The organism is Streptomyces sp. NPDC059679 (assembly GCF_042734105.1).
Lineage (GTDB): Bacteria > Actinomycetota > Actinomycetes > Streptomycetales > Streptomycetaceae > Streptomyces.
Genome location: NZ_JBHWES010000006.1, coordinates 177,947 through 202,077 on the forward strand (window position 1 = coordinate 177,947; position 24,131 = coordinate 202,077).

Here is a 24,131-nt window from a genome sequence, read left to right on the forward strand (position 1 = left end):
TGCCGGGCCCGCTGACCCGCTCCGTTCCGTAAGGGCGATCACCCGTTGGGGTGGTCGCCCTTCGGCGCTTCCGTCACGGCTGCGTTGCCTTGTCGGTCCCTGCGGGTATGGTGATCTTCGTTGCCCGTCGCCACGCCCTGTGACGATCTCGCCGGAGTGGGGGGCCTTGACGAACGGCACGCAGCGCGCAATTCTCAGGACGCGACGTCACACCGATCCAAGTCCGAGGCATGGATCGTCGGCGAAGCGGGCAGTATCGATATGCGCCTGAGGCGCATGGTTGGCTGCAGGCGTTCGAAAACAACGAGAAGACAACGAGGGGGAGCGGCCCCCTCAGCGGAGGGAGAGATTGGCTCTGCCGGTCTCAGAAACTCGGAGCTGGACATCAGTGTGCCAAGTGGCTACACTGACCCTTTGCGCTGCCTGTTAGCTGCCTCCTGCCCGTCACCAGGGGCATGCCCACCTGAGAGCACGGCCGAGGAAATCTCTCTGACCAGGGATTTCCTTCTGTGGCTCGAGTTGGGACCGGCACGCGCGTAGTGAGTCCGAGCCCTCGGAAGGACCCCCTCTTGGCCGCCTCGCGCAACGCCTCGACTGCCAATACGAACAACGGCGCCAGCACCGCCCCGCTGCGCATCTCATTTGCGAAGATCAAGGAGCCTCTCGAGGTTCCGAACCTCCTTGCGCTGCAGACCGAGAGCTTCGATTGGCTGCTCGGCAATGCCGCCTGGAAGGCTCGCGTCGAGGCTGCGCTGGACAGCGGTCAGGACGTCCCCACCAAGTCCGGTCTGGAAGAGATCTTCGAGGAGATCTCCCCGATCGAGGACTTCTCCGGGTCGATGTCCCTGACCTTCCGCGATCACCGCTTCGAGCCCCCGAAGAACTCGATCGACGAGTGCAAGGAGCGCGACTTCACGTACGCCGCTCCGCTCTTCGTCACGGCCGAGTTCACCAACAACGAGACCGGTGAGATCAAGTCCCAGACGGTCTTCATGGGCGACTTCCCGCTCATGACCAACAAGGGCACCTTCGTCATCAACGGCACCGAGCGTGTCGTGGTGTCTCAGCTGGTGCGCTCGCCGGGTGTGTACTTCGACTCCTCCATCGACAAGACGTCCGACAAGGACATCTTCTCCGTCAAGGTCATCCCGTCCCGGGGTGCCTGGCTGGAGATGGAGATCGACAAGCGCGACATGGTCGGTGTCCGCATCGACCGCAAGCGCAAGCAGTCCATCACCGTTCTGCTGAAGGCGCTGGGCTGGACCACCGAGCAGATCCTCGAGGAGTTCGGCGAGTACGAGTCCATGCGCGCCACCCTGGAGAAGGACCACACCCAGGGCCAGGACGACGCGCTGCTCGACATCTACCGCAAGCTGCGCCCGGGCGAGCCCCCGACGCGTGAGGCCGCGCAGACGCTGCTCGAGAACCTCTACTTCAACCCCAAGCGCTACGACCTCGCGAAGGTCGGCCGCTACAAGGTCAACAAGAAGCTGGGTGCGGCCGCTCCGCTGGACGCGGGCGTCCTGACGGTCGAGGACGTCATCGCCTCGATCAAGTACCTGGTGAAGCTGCACGCCGGTGAGACCGAGACGGTCGGCGAGAACGGTCAGATGATCGTCGTCGAGACCGACGACATCGACCACTTCGGCAACCGCCGTATCCGTAACGTCGGCGAGCTGATCCAGAACCAGGTCCGTACGGGTCTGGCCCGTATGGAGCGCGTCGTCCGTGAGCGCATGACGACTCAGGACGTCGAGGCGATCACGCCGCAGACCCTGATCAACATCCGGCCGGTCGTCGCCTCCATCAAGGAGTTCTTCGGCACCAGCCAGCTGTCGCAGTTCATGGACCAGACGAACCCGCTGTCGGGTCTGACCCACAAGCGCCGTCTGAACGCGCTGGGCCCCGGTGGTCTGTCCCGTGAGCGGGCGGGCTTCGAGGTCCGAGACGTGCACCCGTCGCACTACGGCCGCATGTGCCCGATCGAGACGCCCGAAGGCCCGAACATCGGTCTGATCGGCTCGCTCGCCTCGTACGGCCGGGTCAACGCGTTCGGTTTCATCGAGACCCCGTACCGGAAGGTCGTCGGCGGTGTCGTCACCGACGATGTCGACTACCTGACGGCCGACGAAGAGGACCGATTCGTCATCGCGCAGGCCAACGCGCCGCTGACGGACGACCTCCACTTCGCCGAGAACCGCGTCCTGGTCCGCCGCCGTGGCGGCGAGGTCGACTACATCCCGGGCGACGACGTCGACTACATGGACGTCTCGCCGCGCCAGATGGTGTCGGTCGCGACCGCCATGATCCCGTTCCTCGAGCACGACGACGCCAACCGCGCGCTCATGGGATCGAACATGATGCGCCAGGCCGTGCCGCTGATCAAGGCGGAGTCCCCGCTGGTCGGCACCGGCATGGAGTACCGCTGCGCGGTCGACGCCGGTGACGTCATCAAGGCCGAGAAGGACGGTGTCGTCCAGGAGGTCTCCGCCGACTACGTGACGGTGGCCAACGACGACGGCACCTACACCACCTACCGGGTGGCCAAGTTCTCCCGCTCCAACCAGGGCACCTCCTTCAACCAGAAGGTCGTCGTGGACGAGGGCGCGCGGGTGATCGCCGGCCAGGTGCTGGCCGACGGCCCGTCCACCGAGGACGGCGAGATGGCGCTCGGCAAGAACCTCCTGGTGGCGTTCATGCCGTGGGAGGGCCACAACTACGAGGACGCGATCATCCTCAGCCAGCGCCTGGTGCAGGACGACGTCCTCTCCTCGATCCACATCGAGGAGCACGAGGTCGACGCCCGTGACACCAAGCTCGGCCCCGAGGAGATCACCCGGGACATCCCGAACGTCTCCGAGGAGGTCCTGGCCGACCTCGACGAGCGCGGCATCATCCGCATCGGCGCCGAGGTCGTGGCCGGGGACATCCTGGTCGGCAAGGTCACCCCGAAGGGTGAGACCGAGCTGACCCCGGAGGAGCGCCTGCTGCGCGCGATCTTCGGCGAGAAGGCCCGTGAGGTCCGTGACACCTCGCTGAAGGTGCCGCACGGCGAGATCGGCAAGGTCATCGGCGTGCGTGTCTTCGACCGCGAGGAGGGCGACGAGCTGCCCCCGGGCGTGAACCAGCTGGTCCGCGTCTACGTGGCGCAGAAGCGCAAGATCACCGACGGTGACAAGCTCGCCGGCCGCCACGGCAACAAGGGCGTCATCTCCAAGATCCTGCCGGTCGAGGACATGCCGTTCCTGGAGGACGGCACCCCGGTCGACATCATCCTCAACCCGCTGGGTGTCCCGTCCCGAATGAACCCGGGACAGGTCCTGGAGATCCACCTCGGCTGGCTGGCCTCCCGCGGCTGGAAGGTCGAAGGCTCCGAGGAGTGGATGCAGCGGCTGCAGGCGATCGGCGCCGATGAGGTGGCGCCGGGCACCAACGTCGCGACCCCGGTCTTCGACGGCGCCCGCGAGGACGAGATCTCCGGTCTCTTCGACTCGACGATCCCGAACCGCGACGGCGACCGCCTGGTCCAGTCGTCCGGTAAGGCCCGGATGTTCGACGGCCGCTCCGGCGAGCCGTTCCCGGACCCGATCTCCGTCGGCTACATGTACATCCTCAAGCTGCACCACCTGGTGGACGACAAGCTGCACGCCCGCTCCACCGGTCCGTACTCGATGATCACCCAGCAGCCGCTGGGTGGTAAGGCTCAGTTCGGTGGCCAGCGCTTCGGTGAGATGGAGGTGTGGGCGCTCGAGGCCTACGGCGCCGCGTACGCCCTCCAGGAGCTGCTGACCATCAAGTCCGACGACGTCACCGGCCGAGTGAAGGTCTACGAGGCCATCGTCAAGGGCGAGAACATCCCCGAGCCCGGCATCCCTGAGTCCTTCAAGGTGCTCATCAAGGAGATGCAGTCCCTGTGCCTCAACGTGGAGGTGCTGTCGTCCGACGGCATGTCCATCGAGATGCGCGACACCGACGAGGACGTCTTCCGCGCTGCGGAGGAGCTCGGTATCGACCTGTCGCGGCGCGAGCCGAGCAGCGTCGAAGAGGTCTGACGGGTCTGGCCGGGACGGTCGTCCACCGCGACCGCCCCGGCCTCTCCCCGGACCCCCAGTCAGACCCGAAGACACGACCCTGAAAGAGGGATTGACGACAAGTGCTCGACGTCAACTTCTTCGACGAGCTGCGGATCGGCCTCGCCACTGCTGACGACATCCGTCAGTGGTCCCACGGTGAGGTCAAGAAGCCGGAAACCATCAACTACCGCACCCTGAAGCCCGAAAAGGACGGACTCTTCTGCGAGAAGATCTTCGGTCCGACCCGGGACTGGGAGTGCTACTGCGGCAAGTACAAGCGCGTCCGCTTCAAGGGCATCATCTGTGAGCGCTGCGGTGTCGAGGTCACCCGCGCCAAGGTGCGCCGTGAGCGGATGGGCCACATCGAGCTGGCCGCTCCCGTCACCCACATCTGGTACTTCAAGGGCGTTCCGTCGCGCCTGGGCTACCTGCTCGACCTCGCCCCGAAGGACCTGGAAAAGGTCATCTACTTCGCCGCCTACATGATCACGTGGGTGGACGACGAGCGTCGTACGCGCGATCTCCCCTCGCTGGAGGCCCATGTCTCCGTCGAGCGCCAGCAGATCGAGCAGCGCCGCGACGCCGACCTGGAGGCCCGCGCCAAGAAGCTCGAGGCGGACCTCGCCGAGCTGGAGGCCGAGGGCGCCAAGGCCGATGTGCGCCGCAAGGTGCGCGAGGGCGCCGAGCGTGAGATGAAGCAGCTGCGCGACCGCGCCCAGCGCGAGATCGACCGTCTCGACGAGGTGTGGAACCGCTTCAAGAACCTCAAGGTCCAGGACCTGGAGGGCGATGAGCTGCTCTACCGTGAGCTGCGTGACCGCTTCGGCACGTACTTCATGGGCGGCATGGGCGCCGCTGCCCTGCAGAAGCGCCTGGAGTCCTTCGACCTCGACGAGGAGGCCGAGAAGCTCCGCGAGATCATCCGGACCGGCAAGGGCCAGAAGAAGACCCGTGCGCTCAAGCGCCTCAAGGTCGTCTCCGCCTTCCTGCAGACCCGCAACAGCCCCAACGGCATGGTGCTGGACTGCATCCCGGTGATCCCGCCGGACCTGCGTCCGATGGTGCAGCTGGACGGTGGCCGCTTCGCGACCTCCGACCTGAACGACCTGTACCGCCGCGTCATCAACCGGAACAACCGCCTCAAGCGTCTCCTTGACCTCGGTGCCCCCGAGATCATCGTGAACAACGAGAAGCGGATGCTGCAGGAGGCCGTCGACGCGCTGTTCGACAACGGCCGCCGCGGCCGCCCGGTGACCGGTCCCGGTAACCGTCCGCTGAAGTCCCTCAGCGACATGCTGAAGGGTAAGCAGGGTCGTTTCCGCCAGAACCTGCTCGGCAAGCGAGTCGACTACTCGGCCCGTTCGGTCATCGTCGTCGGCCCGCAGCTCAAGCTGCACCAGTGCGGTCTGCCCAAGGCCATGGCGCTGGAGCTCTTCAAGCCGTTCGTGATGAAGCGCCTGGTGGACCTGAACCACGCGCAGAACATCAAGTCGGCCAAGCGCATGGTCGAGCGCGGCCGCACGGTCGTGTACGACGTGCTCGAAGAGGTCATCGCCGAGCACCCGGTGCTGCTGAACCGTGCGCCGACCCTGCACCGTCTGGGCATCCAGGCCTTCGAGCCGCAGCTGGTCGAGGGCAAGGCCATTCAGATCCACCCGCTCGTGTGCACCGCGTTCAACGCGGACTTCGACGGTGACCAGATGGCCGTGCACCTGCCGCTGTCCGCGGAGGCCCAGGCCGAGGCCCGCATCCTGATGCTGTCCTCGAACAACATCCTCAAGCCGGCCGACGGCCGCCCGGTGACCATGCCCACCCAGGACATGGTGCTCGGCCTGTTCTTCCTCACCACCGACGAGGAGGAGCGCAAGGTCATCGGCGACGGCCGGGCGTTCGGCTCGACCGCTGAGGCGATCATGGCGTTCGACGCCCGCGAGCTCTCGCTCCAGGCGAAGATCGACATCCGCTTCCCGATCGGCACCGTCCCGCCCCGTGGCTGGACCCCGCCGGTTCCGGAGGAGGGCGAGCCTGCCTGGACGCCGGGCGACAGCTTCCGGCTGCGCACCACCCTGGGCCGCGCGCTCTTCAACGAGCTGCTGCCCGAGGACTACCCGTTCGTCGACTACTCGGTGGGCAAGAAGCAGCTCTCCGAGATCGTCAACGACCTCGCCGAGCGCTACCCGAAGGTCATCGTCGCGGCGACCCTGGACAACCTGAAGGCGTCCGGTTTCCACTGGGCCACCCGCTCCGGTGTCACCGTCGCCATCTCCGACGTCGTCGTCCCCGCGGCCAAGAAGGCCATCATCGAGGGCTACGAGGCGCAGGACGAGAAGGTCCAGAAGCAGTACGAGCGTGGTCTGATCACCAAGGATGAGCGCACCCAGGAGCTCATCTCGATCTGGACCAAGGCGACCAACGAGGTTGCCGACGCGATGAACGCGAACTTCCCGAAGACCAACCCCATCTTCATGATGGTCGACTCGGGCGCTCGCGGAAACATGATGCAGATGCGTCAGATCGCCGGTATGCGTGGTCTGGTGTCCAACGCGAAGAACGAGACCATCCCGCGGCCCATCAAGGCGTCGTTCCGTGAGGGTCTCTCCGTGCTGGAGTACTTCATCTCCACCCACGGTGCCCGTAAGGGTCTCGCGGACACCGCGCTGCGTACCGCCGACTCGGGTTACCTGACCCGTCGTCTGGTGGACGTCTCCCAGGACGTGATCATCCGTGAGGAGGACTGCGGCACCGAGCGCGGTCTGAAGCTCGCGATCGCGACCCGGGGCGCCGACGGCGTGCTGCGCAAGACGGACGACGTCGAGACCAGCGTGTACGCGCGCATGCTCGCCGAGGACGTCGTCGTGGACGGCAAGGTCATCGCGCCGGCCAACGTCGACCTGGGCGATGTGCTCATCGACCAGCTCGTGCGGCACGGCGTGGAGACGGTCAAGACCCGCTCGGTCCTCACCTGCGAGTCCGCCGTGGGCACCTGTGCCTTCTGCTACGGCCGCTCGCTGGCGACCGGCAAGCTGGTGGACATCGGCGAGGCGGTCGGCATCATCGCCGCCCAGTCCATCGGTGAGCCCGGCACCCAGCTGACGATGCGTACCTTCCACACCGGTGGTGTGGCCGGTGACGACATCACCCAGGGTCTGCCGCGTGTCGTCGAGCTCTTCGAGGCCCGTACGCCCAAGGGTGTCGCCCCGATCTCGGAGGCGGCCGGCCGCGTCCGGATCGAGGAGACCGAGAAGACCAAGAAGATCGTCGTCACCCCGGACGACGGCTCCGACGAGACGGCCTTCGGCGTCTCCAAGCGAGCCCGTCTGCTGGTGGGCGAGGGCGATCACGTCGAGGTCGGCCAGCCGCTGACCCTGGGTGCCACCAATCCGCACGACGTGCTGCGCATCCTCGGCCAGCGCGCCGTCCAGGTGCACCTGGTCGGCGAGGTCCAGAAGGTCTACAACTCGCAGGGTGTGTCGATCCACGACAAGCACATCGAGATCATCATCCGGCAGATGCTGCGCCGGGTGACGATCATCGAGTCCGGCGACGCCGAGCTGCTGCCGGGCGAGCTGGTGGAGCGGTCGCGCTTCGAGTCCGAGAACCGTCGTGTGGTCCAGGAAGGCGGCCACCCGGCCTCCGGCCGTCCGCAGCTGATGGGTATCACCAAGGCCTCGCTGGCGACCGAGTCCTGGCTGTCGGCGGCGTCCTTCCAGGAGACGACCCGGGTGCTCACCGACGCGGCGATCAACGCCAAGTCGGACTCCCTGATCGGCCTCAAGGAGAACGTGATCATCGGTAAGCTCATCCCGGCCGGTACGGGCCTGTCCCGCTACCGCAACATCCGGGTCGAGCCGACCGAGGAGGCGAAGGCCGCGATGTACTCGGCCGTCGGTTACGACGACATCGACTACTCGCCCTTCGGCACGGGCTCCGGCCAGGCGGTCCCGCTGGAGGACTACGACTACGGTCCGTACAACCAGTAATCCCGTATCCGCGGGCGCACAGGGCGGCCACCCCATGGCGGGGTGGCCGCCCTGCGGCTATGCTTGCGGGCCGGTGTGCCTTGCCGCGTGTGCATTTGTTTTGACCGGAGCCGATGCGGTAGGTACGCTCTGACCTTGTGCCTGGGGTGTCCCTGGGCTCCCGTATGCGCACTCTTCAGTGGCCTCAGGGCCCGGAGGGGCCTCTCCGGGAGACCGAGGTGTCGACACCGACAATCTGCACTCTCCCGCAATCTGCGCGGGGGTCTGCAGTGCGCGACACACCCGACCGCGTGGGTCGGAGAAATCCCCAGGTTAGCTTTATCGAGACTGGCACACAGAAACCGGAGAAACGGTGCCTACGATCCAGCAGCTGGTCCGCAAGGGCCGGCAGGACAAGGTCGAGAAGAACAAGACGCCCGCGCTCGAGGGTTCGCCCCAGCGTCGTGGCGTCTGCACGCGTGTTTTCACGACCACCCCGAAGAAGCCGAACTCGGCCCTGCGTAAGGTCGCGCGTGTGCGTCTGACCAGCGGCATCGAGGTCACCGCTTACATTCCGGGTGAGGGCCACAACCTCCAGGAGCACTCCATCGTGCTCGTGCGTGGCGGCCGTGTGAAGGACCTGCCGGGTGTTCGCTACAAGATCATCCGCGGCTCCCTCGACACGCAGGGCGTCAAGAACCGCAAGCAGGCTCGCAGCCGCTACGGCGCCAAGAAGGAGAAGTAAGAATGCCTCGTAAGGGCCCCGCCCCGAAGCGCCCGGTCATCATCGACCCGGTCTACAACTCTCCTCTGGTGACCTCCCTCATCAACAAGGTGCTGCTGAACGGCAAGCGCTCCACCGCCGAGCGCATCGTCTACGGCGCCATGGAGGGCCTGCGCGAGAAGTCCGGCAACGACCCGGTCATCACGCTCAAGCGCGCGCTGGAGAACGTGAAGCCGACCCTCGAGGTCCGCTCCCGCCGCGTCGGTGGCGCCACCTACCAGGTGCCGGTCGAGGTTCGCCCCGGCCGCTCCTCCACCCTCGCGCTGCGCTGGCTCGTGGGCTACTCCCGCGCCCGTCGCGAGAAGACCATGACCGAGCGCCTGATGAACGAGCTGCTGGACGCCAGCAACGGTCTGGGCGCCTCCGTCAAGCGTCGCGAGGACACCCACAAGATGGCCGAGTCCAACAAGGCCTTCGCGCACTACCGCTGGTAGTCGCTACCCCATCGAGAACCGAGAGAAGACTGAGCCATATGGCCACCACTTCACTTGACCTGGCCAAGGTCCGCAACATTGGGATCATGGCCCACATCGACGCGGGCAAGACGACCACCACCGAGCGGATCCTGTTCTACACCGGCGTGAGCTACAAGATCGGTGAGGTCCACGATGGCGCTGCCACCATGGACTGGATGGAGCAGGAGCAGGAGCGCGGCATCACGATCACGTCGGCCGCGACGACCTGTCACTGGCCGCTCGAGAACGTCGATCACACCATCAACATCATCGACACCCCGGGCCACGTCGACTTCACCGTCGAGGTGGAGCGCTCGCTGCGCGTGCTCGACGGCGCCGTGACGGTGTTCGACGGTGTGGCCGGTGTGGAGCCGCAGTCCGAGACTGTGTGGCGTCAGGCGGACCGCTACGGCGTTCCGCGTATCTGCTTCGTCAACAAGCTCGACCGCACCGGTGCCGAGTTCCACCGCTGTGTGGACATGATCGTGGACCGCCTGGGCGCGGTGCCGCTGGTCATGCAGCTGCCGATCGGTACCGAGGCCGACTTCAAGGGCGTCGTCGACCTCGTCACCATGAAGGCGTTCGTCTGGTCCGCCGAGGCGACCAAGGGCGAGATGTACGACACCGTCGACATCCCGGACACCCACCTCGAGGCCGCCGACGAGTGGCGCGGCAAGCTCCTCGAGGCCGTCGCCGAGAACGACGAGCAGATGATGGAGCTGTACCTGGAGGGCGAGGAGCCCACCGTGGAGCAGCTGTACGCGGCGATCCGCCGTATCACCATCGCCTCCACCGGCACCGAGGGCTCGCCGACGATCACCCCCGTGTTCTGTGGCACCGCCTTCAAGAACAAGGGTGTTCAGCCGCTGCTCGACGCGGTCGTGCGCTACCTCCCCTCGCCGCTGGACATCGAGGCCGTCGAGGGCCACTCGGTGAAGGACCCCGACGAGGTCGTCAAGCGCAAGCCGTCGGACGACGAGCCGTTCGCGGGTCTGGCGTTCAAGATCATGAGCGACCCGCACCTCGGCAAGCTCACCTTCGTCCGGGTCTACTCGGGCCGCATGGAGACCGGCACCCAGGTGCAGAACTCCGTGAAGGGCAAGAAGGAGCGCATCGGCAAGATCTACCGGATGCACGCCAACAAGCGTGAGGAGATCGACTCGGTGGGTGCCGGCGACATCGTCGCCGTCATGGGTCTCAAGCAGACCACCACCGGTGAGACCCTCTGCGACCCGGCGAACCCGGTGATCCTCGAGTCGATGGACTTCCCGGCCCCGGTCATCGAGGTCGCCATCGAGCCCAAGTCGAAGGGCGACCAGGAGAAGCTGGGTGTGGCCATCCAGCGCCTCGCTGAGGAGGACCCGTCCTTCCGGGTCAAGACCAACGAGGAGACCGGCCAGACCATCATCGCGGGTATGGGCGAGCTGCACCTCGACGTGCTGGTCGACCGTATGAAGCGTGAGTTCAAGGTCGAGGCCAACGTCGGCAAGCCGCAGGTGGCCTACCGCGAGACGCTCCGCAAGAGCGTCGACCGGGTCGACTACACGCACAAGAAGCAGACCGGTGGTTCGGGCCAGTTCGCGAAGGTCCAGATCGCCATCGCGCCGCTCGAGGGCGACGGCTACGAGTTCGAGAACAAGGTCACCGGTGGCCGTATCCCGCGGGAGTACATCCCGTCCGTGGACGCGGGCTGCCAGGAGGCCATGGAGTTCGGCGTGCTCGCGGGCTACCCGCTGACCGGCGTCAAGGTCACGCTTCTCGACGGTGGCTACCACGAGGTCGACTCCTCCGAAATGGCCTTCAAGATCGCCGGTTCGATGGCCTTCAAGGAGGCTGCCCGCAAGGCCTCCCCGGCCCTGCTCGAGCCGATGATGAAGGTCGAGGTCACCACGCCCGAGGACTACATGGGCGACGTGATCGGTGACATCAACTCCCGCCGTGGACAGATTCAGTCCATGGAGGACCGCAGTGGCGCCAAGCTGGTCACCGGCCTGGTTCCGCTGTCGGAGATGTTCGGTTACGTGGGCGACCTCCGGAGCAAGACCTCCGGTCGCGCCAGCTACTCCATGCAGTTCGACTCCTACGCCGAGGTTCCCAGGAGCGTCGCCGAGGAGATCATCGCGAAGGCCAAGGGCGAGTAAGGCGGGTTCATCCGCGTTTCTCACCCTTTAGGCTGGAGCAAAGGCATCGGGGTATTCCGTCACAGATCGCTCATGGTGGCATCTGTGACGGGCCCCGGCCGCCGGCCCCCACACGAATACGGCGAAGGGCATCCCCCTCGGGGTCCTGGCCGGTTCGGAAAGACCACCTGAACCCATCCGCAAAGTGTGGATGCGTACAGAACCACTCCACAGGAGGACCCCAGTGGCGAAGGCGAAGTTCGAGCGGACTAAGCCGCACGTCAACATCGGCACCATCGGTCACATCGACCACGGTAAGACGACCCTTACCGCGGCGATCACCAAGGTGCTGCACGACAAGTACCCGGACCTGAACGAGGCCTCGGCCTTCGATCAGATCGACAAGGCTCCTGAGGAGCGTCAGCGCGGTATCACCATCTCCATCGCGCACGTCGAGTACCAGACGGAGTCGCGTCACTACGCGCACGTCGACTGCCCGGGTCACGCGGACTACATCAAGAACATGATCACCGGTGCCGCGCAGATGGACGGCGCCATCCTCGTGGTCGCCGCCACCGACGGCCCGATGCCGCAGACCAAGGAGCACGTGCTCCTGGCCCGCCAGGTCGGCGTTCCGTACATCGTTGTCGCCCTGAACAAGGCCGACATGGTGGACGACGAGGAGATCATGGAGCTCGTCGAGCTCGAGGTGCGTGAGCTCCTCTCCGAGTACGAGTTCCCGGGCGACGACCTTCCGGTCGTCAAGGTCTCGGCGCTCAAGGCGCTCGAGGGCGACAAGGAGTGGGGCGAGTCCGTCCTCAAGCTGATGGAGGCCGTGGACGAGGCCATCCCGCAGCCCGAGCGCGACGTCGACAAGCCGTTCCTGATGCCGATCGAGGATGTCTTCACCATCACCGGTCGCGGTACGGTCGTCACCGGCCGTATCGAGCGCGGTGTGCTGAAGGTCAACGAGACCGTCGACATCATCGGCATCAAGACCGAGAAGACCACCACCACGGTCACCGGCATCGAGATGTTCCGCAAGCTGCTCGACGAGGGCCAGGCCGGTGAGAACGTCGGTCTGCTGCTCCGCGGCATCAAGCGCGAGGACGTCGAGCGCGGCCAGGTCATCATCAAGCCCGGTTCGGTCACCCCGCACACCGAGTTCGAGGCCCAGGCCTACATCCTGTCGAAGGACGAGGGCGGTCGCCACACCCCGTTCTTCAACAACTACCGTCCGCAGTTCTACTTCCGTACCACGGACGTGACGGGCGTTGTGACCCTCCCCGAGGGCACCGAGATGGTCATGCCGGGCGACAACACCGAGATGTCGGTCCAGCTGATCCAGCCGGTCGCCATGGAGGAGGGCCTGAAGTTCGCCATCCGTGAGGGTGGCCGGACTGTCGGCGCCGGCCAGGTCACCAAGATCGTCAAGTGACCTGACGCTGCTCAAGCTCTACGGAGCGGGCTGCTCGAAGGCCCCGCACCCCCGTCCGCGAGGACGGTGGAGCGGGGCCTTTGGCGTGTTCGCGTAGGGCGGTCAGGCCCGGGACGTGGCGCGGGGCCGCCAGATCCAGGGCGTGGCGCCGGGGGACATGCCCACCACGCGCACCTGCTCGCCCTCGCCCGCCAGCAGCGTCGGCGTGCCCACCGGGACCAGCCGGCTGGTGGGGCGCAGCGGTTTGGCCGCGGGCTTCGTGCCGTACTGGACCTGGACCTCGCCGTTCAGATCCCGGCTCAGCAGCAGAAGCGGCCCCTGGCGGCCGCCGGACGCGGCCAGGGCGTGGGCGGTGACCGGGCCGTAGCCCTCGAAGTGGCGCAGCGGTACGGAGGTGCCGCCGCTGTGTACGTACGGCACCGCACCGGCGGGCGGGCGGTAGACCAGCGCGATCGACCCGTCCGGGGAGGGCACCGCGCCCGGCTGCTCGCCCGGCCGCGGCAGGCCCGCGAGCGGCCGGAGCGCCACCGGGTCGCCCGGCCGGTCCTGGGCCCAGTAGTGCACGGTGTCACGGCCCGCCGCGACGACATGGACCCGCGCCTGCCGGTCCAGCAGTACGGTCAGCCCGTCCTGGATCTCGCCGCCCTCCAGCCGCTGCCAGGGCCCCCACGCCCCGTTCGCGTCCCGTATCCGGGTGGCCAGGCCCTTGTCGGCGGTGCGTACGAAGAGATGGACCCGGCCGTCCGGGGTGGCCACGGCCGCCGGGCAGCCGACGCGGCGGCCGTGCTCGGGGTCGGAGTCGGGGGTGCCGAGGCCGGTCCACGCCCGGAACGGCCCGCCCGGGGTGCGCTGCTCCAGCGCCACCAGCTCGCGGGTGTTGGCGCCGCCCTGTCCGTCCAGCGCGGAGAAGCGCAGCGCGACCAGCACATGACGGCCGCGGGCGTCCCGGACCGCGCACAGCGCCGGGGCCAGCGGCCCGCCGCCCAGGCCCTGCGGCGCGCCGAAGCGCCCGCTGCCGGGCGCGGTCTCGCGCCACCGCACGGCCTGCGCGCCCAGCGCGCCGTATGCGACGAGGCGGCCGTCGGGGTCGGTCAGCGGCGTGGGCAGGGCGCTGGGGTAGCGGTAGTGGGTGGAGCGGATCCAGCCCTTGCGGTTGGTCAGCGGCCGGGTGCCGCCCTGCCCGTAGTCGCCGCAGCCCGCCACGTTGCCGCAGTCCCACTGCGGGCTGCCGCCGTACGCCGCCACGGCGCGGGCCTTCTGCTCGACCACGGCGGGCGGCAGATTGTGCGGCCAGCGCTGGTTGTAGTAGCCGCGGAACGACGTGACCGTGAAGCGCGGCGCCCGCTTCTCGCGCCGCGCCACATCGTCCGCCCACTGCGCGATGGCCTTCCAGGCGAACAGCGCGACCGGGGTGTGGTCCCGGTGGTCGGAGCAGCCCGGCTGGTCGTTGTCGCGGGGGTGGGTGGCGTCGTGGATCTGGAAGTCGGGGTCGGGGTCCAGGGTGTGGATCACGGTGGGCCGGTAGCGGTCCATGATCCCGGCGAGCACGTCGACGAGGGTCTGGTGGCGGTAGGTGCTGGGGGTGCGGACCGGGGAGTCGGCGGCGATGAGCGTACGCATGAGGATGCCCGGGAGATTCCACAGCTGGGGGATGCGTACGTTCCCCGCGGACAGCATGGCGATGTTGAGGAAGATCAGCCGCACGCTGCGCCCGCCGTTCCCCAGCACGTTCGTCTCCGCCGTGACCCCGCCGGGCAGCTCAAGCACCGAGCGCCGCCAGCGGGTGAACTTGTCGAGCCCCAGCAACTGCGCGTACGCCTGGCGCAGCCCCTGGTGGCGAGCGGCGGAGTACGCGGCCTTGTCGGCGGCCGGCCGGGGCGTACCGGCCTCCCGGTTGATCCCCGCCGCCTCGCCCGCCGTGACGTACACGCAGACCACGGGCACCCCCGCGGTCAGCATGTGCTCGGCGTCCGGGTTCATGAAGTACAGGTCGTCGTCGGGGTGGGCGAGGATCTGCAGCAGCAGCGCGTTCTCGGTGTTCGCGAACGACTCCGCGGGGCGCGGCGACAGCGGCCGGACCGGGACGGCCGAGGTGGGCGAGCCGCCCGAGGAGCCGCTGCAGCCCGCGGTGGTGGCGGCGGTGGCGGCGGTGAGAGCGGCCAGCGCGGCGAGTGCCTGCCTGCGCGTGGCGGCAGGCGTGGTGTTTCGAATATTCAACCTGATGACCCCGTCCCGTTGTGCAGCACGTTGTCTCCGGCTGCCTCCCCGTGCTATGGGACGGCTGGTGATCTTGGGAGGTTGTCCCCGTTGGGCATGGTGTCGGTCACGAATCGGGCAAGAGTTGGTTTGCGGGTGCTCGATCCGGGCAAGCGTGGCGGTCCCCGTTGACGCCCCGTTGATGCTCCGCTGACGCGGCAGGGCGAAGGGGCGGGAGTGACGGCTGCGCCCCCGGCGCCCGGCCGCTACGCTTCGCTCATTCCGCTTGGGGGGCACGAATGGTGACGCGGGTTCTGGTCGGGCGTTACGAACTGGTGCGGTTCGTCGGCCGCGGCGGTATGGGCGAGGTGTGGGAGGGCCGCGACCGGGTGATCGGGCGGCGGGTGGCGGTCAAGCTGCTGCCGCACGACAGAGGCGATACCGCCGCTGCCGACTTGTTCCGCCGCGAGGCCAACACCGCCGGAGCGCTCAACCATCCCGCCGTGGTCACCGTGCACGACTTCGGTGAGGACGAGGCGGAGGGGTCGCTGTTCCTGGTCATGGAGTTGCTCGAGGGGCGGAACCTGGCCTCGGTACTCCGTGAGGACGGCCCCCCACCGGTGCCCACCGTGGTCGACTGGATCGCGCAGGTGGCGGCCGGGCTGGCCCGGGCCCATGAGGCGGACGTCATCCACCGGGATCTGAAGCCGGCGAACCTGCATCTGGCCGCGGACGGGCGGGTGAAGATCCTTGACTTCGGCATCGCCCGGTTCATGGAGGCGCTGCCGTCGAGCAAGGTGATGGGGACGTTCCCGTACATGCCGCCGGAGCGGTTCGACGGGCACTCCGGCGAAGCGCGCTCGGACCTGTACTCCCTCGGCTGTGTCCTCCACGAACTGCTCACCGGGCAGCTCCCGTTCGATGCCACCAGCGCGGCGTCGATGATGAGCGCACATCTGACCAAGACCCCCGTGCCCCCGGGGCGGATCCGGCCCGGGGTGCCGGCGGCCCTGGACGACCTCGTCATGGAACTGCTCGCCAAGGCGCCCGAGGACCGGCCGCCCTCCGCGGCCCGGGTCCACGACCGCCTCCGCGCCCTCTCATTCGCGGCGGCCTCGGGCCCGAGCCTGCACGACATGGCCACGCGCACCGCCGAGGGCAGGGACGCCAGGGATACCAGGGACGCCAGGGATACCAGCGATACCCCACCCGCCGGCCCCGCGTCGCCCGCGACGGCGGACGCACCCACCGCGACGGCCGGGCTACCGCCGACGCGCGTGGACCGGCCGACCCCACTCCGGACAGGGCTCGTCACCCGGCGCAGGGCCTTGTGGTTCGGTGCCGCCGCCATCGCGGCCGGTGCGGGCATCCCGACCGGCTTCGCCCTTCTCGACGACGGGACGTCTTCCGACGACGGGAAGTCGCCCGACCACGGGACATCGGCAAGCGGGGCATGGTTCGCCGCCGGTGGCCAAAAGCTCTCGCCCCCGGTGGTGGACGGCAAGGTGGTGTACATCAAGGGGCAGGACCTCCAGGACGCCACGGTGTACGCGCTGGACGGGGCCACCGGGAAGAAGAAGTGGTCCTACCGCCTCAAGGACGGGGGCTTCGGCCAAGCCGGTGCCAAGGAGGGCGACTCCCTGAACGTCCCGCCTCCGGCGGTGATCGACGGAGCGGTGTACGTCAACGTCTCGGACGAAAAACTCTGCGTTCTGGACGCGGCCACCGGAAAGAAGAAGTGGGACTACGCCCCCGGCGGCAGCGCCACCTGGTTGACGACGGTCGGCGGGATGGTGCAGGTGTACGTCTCGGGCGATGACGCCATCCACTCCTTGGACGCGGCCACCGGGAACGAGAAGTGGGCGACGCGACGCGGAATCGTCGGCGTCAAGGACTATCTGGCAGCGGACGACGGGGCAGTGCACGTCTGCATCGACGGCAAGGGCGACCTGCGGGCGCTCGACGCGGCCACCGGCAGCAAGAAGTGGGAGTTGACCGGCCGTTGGGCGGATCGCCTATGGACGGCCGGCGGGCTGGTGTACACCCGTACGGTCGTCGAGCCCATCACCCTGTATGCGCTGGACGCGGCCACGGGCGCGCGGAAATGGGAGTTCGTCAGCCCCACCAACGCGTTTGCGGGGGGCGAATCCAGCGCGCACAAGGGCACGGCGGTGGCCGACGGGGTGGCATATGTCGTCGGGTCCTCCGCCAAGAATTATGACCAGGAGGTACATGCGCTGGATGCCGCCACCGGGAAGCAGAAGTGGTCCGTGCGCCCGGAAGGCGGAGACGACCTGGGCTTCGGCACGCTGACGGCAATCGGCGGGGCGTTGTACGTACGCGGACGTGATCAGGCGTATGCGCTGAACGTGGCCTCGGGGGCGACGGAGTGGTCGATCACCAGCCCTGACCGTCAGGAGTTGGTGGGTGCCGGCAAGGTGGTGTACGTCAGCAAGACCGCCGACAACCCCCATGTCCAGGCGCTCGACGCGGCCACCGGTACGAAGAAGTGGGGCTCAGACATCAGTGGCAGCTCCCTGCGGATCGGCGACGGGGTGCTGTATGTCGTCAGCAAGAACAGAGAAGCCGTGTATGCGCTGGATACGGCCACCGGAGCAATGGCCTGAGACGTAGGGCGGACAATGAGGCTTCTCGATCTCGTGTGAGGTCTCGAATGCGGACATCTCGGAGCCCGGGATCTCGATAGTGGAGAGATGATGACGGCCGACTTCCTCGTATCCGACCCGTCGAGCGCGCTGACGCCGGCGGCGAGCACCCCGGCGCTGCGGTTCACCAGCGGCGGCGAGACCTTGCAGGGGATCCTGCACGTACCCGCTGGCCCCGGACCGCACCCGATCGTCGTCGTCCTGCACGGCTTCCCCGGCAACGAGCGCAACTTCGACCTGGCGCAGGCGCTGCGCCGGGCGGGCTACGCGGCTCTGGTGTTCCACTACCGGGGCTCATGGGGCATGGGCGGCACCTGGTCCTGGGGTCATGTCCTGGAGGACGCCGCCCAGGTGACCGCCGCGATCCGCGCGGACGAGATCGCGGGTGCCCACCGCCTCGACCCCCGGCGGCTGGCCCTCGTCGGTCACAGCCTCGGCGGTTTCACGGCGCTGATGACGGCGGCGGACGACCTCACCATCGGGGCGGTGGCATCCGTGTCCGGCTTCAACTTCGGCGCGGTCGCCCCCACATTCACCGATCCGGCGGTGCGCCGCGGGTACGTGGAGGCGTTCGAGGAGGAGTTGCTGCCGCTGCGAGGCACCAGCGGCGAAGCGCTCGTCGCCGAGATGGAGACGGCCGGGGACGCCTGGAGCCTGGCTCGGCTCGCCCCGCGCCTGGCCGACCGCCCCGTACTGCTCGTCGGCACCAGCCGCGATACCGCGGCACCGCACGAGATCCACCACGAACCCCTGGTGAGGGCGTACGAGGCGCACCCGGTCCCCCGGCTGGAACACCACGTCTTCCCGAGCGACCACGCCCTGTCCGACCACCGTGTCGCGCTGGCCCGTACGGTCATCGACTTCCTGGACCGGCGGCTGGCGGTGGCGGAGTAGCGGCTTGGGGCGTCAGCGCTCCATTGGGTAGTGGGGAAGGTTGTCCAATCAGCTCGGCGTGGCGTATACGTTGCGCTCTGTCAGGTCCGGAAGGAGACGTGCGGCCGCGCGGAAGTCGGCGTCGTCGTGCAGTACAACAAGGCCGTGGTGTGCGGCCGTGGCACAGACTAGCCAGTCGACGGCAGACAGGCTCTGGTGCTGACCGCGTTGAGCGAGGCGGTACTGGCCGGCTTCGATCCATTTCCAGGCGGTCTTTGGGACGGAGACATCCGGATACGAGTCGGCGAACATCGCGTCCATCCCGTCGTACTCGTCGAGACTCCGCGCGGACTGCCTGAATTCTGTGCGCTGCGCGGCGCATGAGCCGATCGCACCCTCGTCGAGTTCGTGTCCCCAGAGATCGTTCAACTTGCGATCTCGCTGGAGGCGCCAGACGGCGGTGGAGTCAGCGAGGTAGCGGATCACGGTCAGGCGGCGCCCTTCTCGGTGCTGTCAGCGGCGCCCTTCTCGGCCGCATGGCGCTGCCAGAACCCTTCCTCGTCCCAGTGCTGGGCCGCTTCGAGGTGGCGCAGGCGCGCTTCGGTGCGCGCGCGCCGCTCCGCGTATTCGCGCAAGGCGATGTTGACCATCTCCTTCTTGGTCCTGGCGCCGGACAGCCGCATGGCTTCCGCGAGAGCTTCGTCATCGATGTCGATCTGGGTGGCTGACACCGGTACCTCCGTAGCATGGGGTACATACAAGGCTAGCGGATGTTCCATACAAAGGCAGAGCTCTTCGTTCGGGTACCGGACCCGCTCAGGCAGCGACACGCGTCGGGGCCTGTGGGGCCTCGCGGCAGTCGCGGCAGAGCCCGGGGCGTGGAGCACGGAAGGCGCGGTCGCAGCCGTCGCAGTTCCTGGAGGGGGACGTGGTGCGACCTGGGCTGGGCTGCTGGGAGAGGCGGCGGGAGCAGCGTGGTGAGACGGTGCGCGAGGAGGGCGGCCGGGTGGCGCAGGTCCGGCGGGAGGTCCGTGGCCAGGGCACGGCGTACGGCGTCGGGGGCGGCCCCGCGCTCCAGCCAGGTCGCGACGGCGGGCGCGAGGCGCCGTACGTCGCGCTCGGCGAGCAGCAACCGGGCGTCGTCGCGGCGCAGCTCGGCGAGCAGGGCGGCGGCGGAGTGGTGCTGCGGGGTGGGTGCGGCGGGCTGGGGGAGTGGGGGCGGTGCGGGGCGGCTGGGCCGCGCGGGCGGTGGTGTGGGGGCGGCGTCGGTGCTCGGCGGCGGTGGCGGGGTGGCTACCGGGGGCCGTACGACGCGCTCGGGCGCGGGCGGCGGCCCCGTCGGGCAGCGACTGGATGTGCGCGCCGAGCCCGATCGCGGTCAGGGAGAGGTCGTGGTTCTGGGTGAGGTGATCGCCGATGATCGTGTATCGCTTGGGCTGGTAGTCACTGATCTGAGTGACGCCGCCTGCGGATCGGCGAACCACGGAACGGGCGCGCGAGTGCGCGCTAAGCTGCTGTTCAGCCATCGGGAAGCCTCTTACTTCCTCGGTGGTCAGGCCCTCGATCGGGATTGCGAGTCCCGGCCGGGGGCCGTCGCATGTCTGGGGTTGTCGAGCCCGAGCCTGCCCCGCCGAACCGCTTGAGCGCCAGCCCGGTTGGGTGGAATCACCCGCGCGGGTGACGGGGGTGAGGTTTGGTTGGGTTGGGTGGGTTCTTTCCAGGGGTTCTTTGTCTTTGATCGCCCGCGAGCGGGGCGTACGGGCCACCGAGGACCGTCTTTCCGGGCTTCGGTGACGCCGCTGCGGGCGGACGAGGTCAGAGGCGGACGGTGAGTTCAGCCCACACCGTCTTGCAGATCGGCTCGGGTACGACGCCCCAGCGGTCCGCCAACTCCTCGACGAGCAGGAGTCCGTGGCCGTTCTCGCCGAGGTCGTTCGCGCCCTCCTTCGGGCGGATGGTCGGCAGCCGTTCCGGGCAGGGGTCCCGCATCTCGATGCGGAGGTCACGACGACGATGCCGGGTCGCAATACAGATCAAAGCAATCAAGAAAATGCGGCGCACCAGGCAAGGGGGGTTCTCACAGTGCCTGTATCACCAGGGTCTCCCAGACGTCCAGGACGCCTGTCAACCTGTTTGAGTCAGTTCAATTCAGCTGCACCGGACGCGCGACCGTGTCAGCACATGCTTCCACGACAGAAGAGACGAAGACCAATGCCGGACAACCAGTTCACCACTCACGCAGACCTTTTCGATCTGAGCGGGAAGTACGCACTTGTCACTGGCGGCACTAGGGGAATTGGGATGATGATAGCGCGCGGCCTTCTGCAGGCGGGCGCCCGCGTCGTTATCAGCTCACGCAAGGCAGACGCGTGCGCGGAGGCACAGCATCTACTGTCCGAATTCGGCGAGGTTCAAGCAATCCCCGCCGACCTGTCCAGGTACGACGAGTGTCAGCGCCTCGCTGATCTTGTCAAGGCCGACTCGGAACGCCTGGACATCCTCGTCAACAACGCGGGAGCGATGTGGCGCGAGCCGCTGGAGACGTTCCCGGACGAGGCATGGGACGCAGTGATCGACCTCAACCTCAAGTCGCCGTTCTGGCTGGTGCAGGCGCTGCTCCCCGCACTTCGCAGGGCGGGCACCGCCGATGATCCCGCGCGGATCATTAACATCGGCAGTATCGCCGCCATCCACGTCGCCGAGTCGCCCAACTACTCGTACGCCAGCAGCAAAGCGGCACTCCATCAACTCACCAGAGTGCTTGCCAGGGAACTGGGCCCACAGCACGTCACGGTGAACGCGGTAGCCCCAGGACCGTTCCCGTCGCAGATGATGGCGTCCACGCTCGATGCCATCGGCGACACGATCGCGGCGAAGGCCCCTCTGCGCCGGCTCGGCCGCGACGACGACATGGCAGGTATCGCCGTGTTCCTCGCTGGCCGGGCCGGGTCTTACCTCACGGGCACCATCATCCCGATCGACGGCGGCATCGCCACGACCGCATCAGGTACCTAGGCGTCGACGCGGCTTTTTCCTGCTACGACGCTGAGCGCATGCCGCGTGTGAGGGGGTGCGTAGCCGTCGGGGTACCAGCAGGACCTCCCTTCGCCTGTGGACAGGGCCTATGGTGAAGGCGTGGCCACGATCGATCTGCGCACTGAGATCAAGGAATTCCTGAGCTCGCGGCGCGCGCGGATCGCGCCCGAGCGGGCCGGACTGCCCGCCTACGGCGGCAACCGCCGGGTCAAAGGTCTGCGTCGCGAAGAGGTGGCTCTACTAGCGGGGGTATCGGTCGACTACTACGTGCGTATGGAGCGCGGCAGCCTCGCCGGCGCCTCCGACGGGGTGCTCGACGCGTTGGCCTCTGCCTTGCAACTTGACGAGGCCGAGCGCGATCACCTATTCCACCTTGCGCGGCAGTCCAGGGCGCCCAGCGGTCCACGCCGCCGGCGACCCGCCGTGACGGTGCGTCCGGCGCTTCGGCGGGTGCTCGACGCCATCACCGATGCGCCGGCTTGGATTTGCAACGGCCGTTATGACGTGCTGGCCATGAATCACCTTGCCCGCGCGCTGTATTCACCGGTGCTGGCCGACGCGCGACGGCCGGTGAACACCGCGCGGTTCGTGTATCTGGATCCCGAAGCGGCAAAAACGTTCTTCGTCGACTATGACCACATCGCCTGCGATGTGGCCGCGAAGCTACGCATGGAAGCCGGCCGCAATCCACGCGACGAGGAGCTGATCGCCCTAGTCGGTGAATTGTCAACACGCAGTGAACTATTTCGGCAGCGGTGGGCATCTCAGGACGTTCGGCTCCACCGGTCCGGACGCAAGCGTGTGCACCATCCGGTAGTGGGCCAGCTCGACCTGGACGTCGAGTCGATGGAGATGCCTGCCGAACCCGGCCTGCTCCTGAACGTCTACACCGCGCCTGCTGGCACGGCGACCGCAGACGGTCTAGCCCTATTGGCGTCGTGGGCGGCTAGGCAGGAGAAGCCAGCGACCGAGATTCAAGCACTCAGCTGATAGTCCAACCTTTTCAGTCCGTCGGAACGACTCTCGTTCGCTGTGGACCAGTTCACGGGGTCCGGCCAGTCATTGTGCAACGTAGACCCCCAAGTCCTGCCGCTGAACCGTGAAGAGACCGCCGGGCTCGGCGGCTCGTTTCGGCTACGCAAGCGCAAGGACGGCACGACCGTCGGGCACATCGAGGTTCGGCGGGGACGGCCGGGATTCGTCATCGGGGCAGGAGCCGCGCGAGCTCGGCCATTTCCGCCTCAGGGTCCACCACGGGCTGGATCACGAGCTCGTTGACCCCTGACTTCTCCAGCGTGTTGATCTGCTGTCCGATCTCATCCCTGGTACCGATCAGACCGAACTTGTCCACCAGTGATGGCACGACGAGATCGCGGTCCTCGGTGGACAGTCGGCCGAGATAATTGTGGTAGAGGGTGTGGTGGCGGTTGGGGTCGGTGGCGGTGGTGCCGCGTAGCTGGAGCAGGCGGTCGACGGCCGCGGACTCCTCCTGAGACAGGGCCGCGCGGAAGGCCGGGTTCTCCACTGCGAGGATCAGCGCGCTCACCGCGATGTGCCCCATTGCGTCCTTGACGGCATCGCCGTACCGGTCCTCGCCGTCGGCGAGAACGTACAGGGAGGAGATGAGGTACGAATGCGTCTTCTCGCTGTTGCCCGCGGCCTCCGCCGCTGCCCGGTGGGCCTGGCCGAGCGCGGACCAGGCTGCGGGGGCGTGCAGCGCGAAGGAGATCATTCCTGTACCCAGGCGGCCGGCGATGGCGGCAACTTTCGGGCCGAATGCAGCCACGACGAACTCCACCGGGTCCGCGGTGTTGACGTAGCCGCCGACATGCAGGAAGCGCACCCTGCTGGTCCGGGTTCCCTCGTGGTAGTCCGTCTCGCAGTCGGCGGTGAGATCCCGCAGGGTGGCCGTGAACGACTCCAGCTCCACCATCTTCGTAGGCCGCATGCCCAGCGTGCGGCGTGCGGTGTTGCCGGTGCCGACCCCGCAGATGATGCGGCCGGGAGCGAGGGCGTTGAGACTGCTGAGCGCCGCCGCCGCGGCGGGCGCGGAGCGCAGCGCCGGTGAGGTGACCCCGATGCCGAGTTTGATCCGGCTGGTGGACTTGGCGCAGAGCGCGAGGCTGACGAACGGATCACCATGGACCATCGGCGTGTCGTATACCCAGAAACTACTGAAGCCGAGTTCCTCCGCACGGGCGGCCAGGTGCTCCAGACCCGGGCGTGCAGTCATGACGATGCCGGTCCGCATGCTGATCCCTCTCGCCGTCGGGTTCCATGGCTGAACGACTCACGTTGCGGTCTTCCCCGGTGGCGGCGCGCTAAGTCAAATGGGGCGGGTCTGAGTCTCGGACAGTATGTCGAGCAACAGCCCACCGACGCGCAGCGGGCCGAGCGGCTGGCCGCTGACCGTGCGGCACTGCGCGCGCTGACCGGCTGTGTCAAGGTCATCGACGACCACCCCGGAGAGGGCGAGCACGATGCGGGACGCTGCCACGCTCTCTACTGCGCGCTTCCCGCGCCGAGTTCAC

General features: G+C 67.7%; 16 protein-coding genes. 10 read left to right on the top strand and 6 right to left on the bottom strand.

What is annotated here, in order from left to right; all coding sequences use genetic code 11:
- Positions 1-569 precede the first annotated feature (569 nt).
- The 6 genes from rpoB (at position 570) to tuf (ending at position 12,829) form a co-directional block, all read left to right on the top strand.
- Positions 570-4,052, top strand: a complete 3,483-nt coding sequence (rpoB, locus tag ACFV2X_RS10070) for a DNA-directed RNA polymerase subunit beta (protein ID WP_385613827.1) — start codon at positions 570-572, stop codon at positions 4,050-4,052.
- Positions 4,053-4,153: 101 nt separating this feature from the next.
- The gene (locus tag ACFV2X_RS10075) at positions 4,154-8,053 is read left to right on the top strand and encodes a DNA-directed RNA polymerase subunit beta' (protein ID WP_385613829.1); all 3,900 of its coding nucleotides are present in this window, start codon (positions 4,154-4,156) and stop codon (positions 8,051-8,053) included.
- A 352-nt stretch (positions 8,054-8,405) separates the two neighbouring features.
- Positions 8,406-8,777 carry a 30S ribosomal protein S12 gene (gene rpsL, locus ACFV2X_RS10080; RefSeq protein WP_003948652.1) on the top strand — a complete coding sequence of 124 codons (372 nt, stop codon included), beginning with the start codon at positions 8,406-8,408 and terminating at the stop codon, positions 8,775-8,777.
- 2 nt (positions 8,778-8,779) lie between these two features.
- Complete coding sequence (gene rpsG / locus ACFV2X_RS10085) at positions 8,780-9,250, top strand: 30S ribosomal protein S7 (protein ID WP_014178748.1); 471 nt, start codon at positions 8,780-8,782, stop codon at positions 9,248-9,250.
- Between the two features lie 38 nt (positions 9,251-9,288).
- Positions 9,289-11,412, top strand: coding sequence for an elongation factor G (gene fusA / locus ACFV2X_RS10090; protein ID WP_385613834.1), 2,124 nt, complete (start codon positions 9,289-9,291; stop codon positions 11,410-11,412).
- A 223-nt stretch (positions 11,413-11,635) separates the two neighbouring features.
- A complete protein-coding gene (gene tuf, locus ACFV2X_RS10095) occupies positions 11,636-12,829 on the top strand; it encodes an elongation factor Tu (protein WP_358631128.1) in 1,194 nt (397 codons plus the stop codon).
- Between the two features lie 102 nt (positions 12,830-12,931).
- Here the strand turns inward: tuf and ACFV2X_RS10100 are convergent, their stop codons facing one another.
- A complete protein-coding gene (locus ACFV2X_RS10100; RefSeq protein ID WP_385614018.1) occupies positions 12,932-15,040 on the bottom strand; it encodes a PIG-L family deacetylase in 2,109 nt (702 codons plus the stop codon).
- A 284-nt stretch (positions 15,041-15,324) separates the two neighbouring features.
- Here ACFV2X_RS10100 and ACFV2X_RS10105 point away from each other — a divergent pair, with 284 nt between their 5' ends.
- Together ACFV2X_RS10105 and ACFV2X_RS10110 are read left to right on the top strand one after the other, a co-directional pair.
- A complete protein-coding gene (locus tag ACFV2X_RS10105) occupies positions 15,325-17,652 on the top strand; it encodes a serine/threonine-protein kinase (protein WP_385613837.1) in 2,328 nt (775 codons plus the stop codon).
- A gap of 87 nt (positions 17,653-17,739) precedes the next feature.
- Positions 17,740-18,585 carry an alpha/beta hydrolase family protein gene (locus ACFV2X_RS10110; RefSeq protein ID WP_385613839.1) on the top strand — a complete coding sequence of 282 codons (846 nt, stop codon included), beginning with the start codon at positions 17,740-17,742 and terminating at the stop codon, positions 18,583-18,585.
- 48 nt (positions 18,586-18,633) lie between these two features.
- On the opposite strand, the gene ACFV2X_RS10115 is transcribed toward ACFV2X_RS10110, so the two are convergent.
- The 3 genes from ACFV2X_RS10115 to ACFV2X_RS10125 all read right to left on the bottom strand — a co-directional run bounded on the left by ACFV2X_RS10115 (position 18,634) and on the right by ACFV2X_RS10125 (position 20,553).
- Positions 18,634-19,050 (bottom strand): PIN domain-containing protein, encoded by a 417-nt coding sequence (locus ACFV2X_RS10115; protein ID WP_385613842.1) that lies wholly within the window; start codon positions 19,048-19,050, stop codon positions 18,634-18,636.
- A gap of 2 nt (positions 19,051-19,052) precedes the next feature.
- Entirely contained in the window at positions 19,053-19,295 is a 243-nt protein-coding gene (locus ACFV2X_RS10120; RefSeq protein ID WP_385613845.1) for a type II toxin-antitoxin system VapB family antitoxin, read from the bottom strand.
- 1,084 nt (positions 19,296-20,379) lie between these two features.
- Complete coding sequence (locus tag ACFV2X_RS10125; RefSeq protein WP_385613847.1) at positions 20,380-20,553, bottom strand: ATP-binding protein; 174 nt, start codon at positions 20,551-20,553, stop codon at positions 20,380-20,382.
- Between the two features lie 222 nt (positions 20,554-20,775).
- Between ACFV2X_RS10125 and ACFV2X_RS10130 the strand changes: the two genes are divergently transcribed.
- Both ACFV2X_RS10130 and ACFV2X_RS10135 read left to right on the top strand, forming a co-directional pair.
- A complete protein-coding gene (locus ACFV2X_RS10130) occupies positions 20,776-21,579 on the top strand; it encodes an SDR family oxidoreductase (protein ID WP_385613849.1) in 804 nt (267 codons plus the stop codon).
- A 120-nt stretch (positions 21,580-21,699) separates the two neighbouring features.
- Positions 21,700-22,590, top strand: coding sequence for a helix-turn-helix transcriptional regulator (locus ACFV2X_RS10135; protein WP_385613851.1), 891 nt, complete (start codon positions 21,700-21,702; stop codon positions 22,588-22,590).
- Positions 22,591-22,801: 211 nt separating this feature from the next.
- On the opposite strand, the gene ACFV2X_RS10140 is transcribed toward ACFV2X_RS10135, so the two are convergent.
- Positions 22,802-23,851, bottom strand: a complete 1,050-nt coding sequence (locus tag ACFV2X_RS10140; RefSeq protein ID WP_385613853.1) for an LLM class flavin-dependent oxidoreductase — start codon at positions 23,849-23,851, stop codon at positions 22,802-22,804.
- A 75-nt stretch (positions 23,852-23,926) separates the two neighbouring features.
- Positions 23,927-24,097: a hypothetical protein gene (locus ACFV2X_RS10145; protein WP_385613855.1), complete on the bottom strand. Its 171-nt coding sequence runs from the start codon at positions 24,095-24,097 to the stop codon at positions 23,927-23,929.
- Positions 24,098-24,131 lie beyond the last annotated feature (34 nt).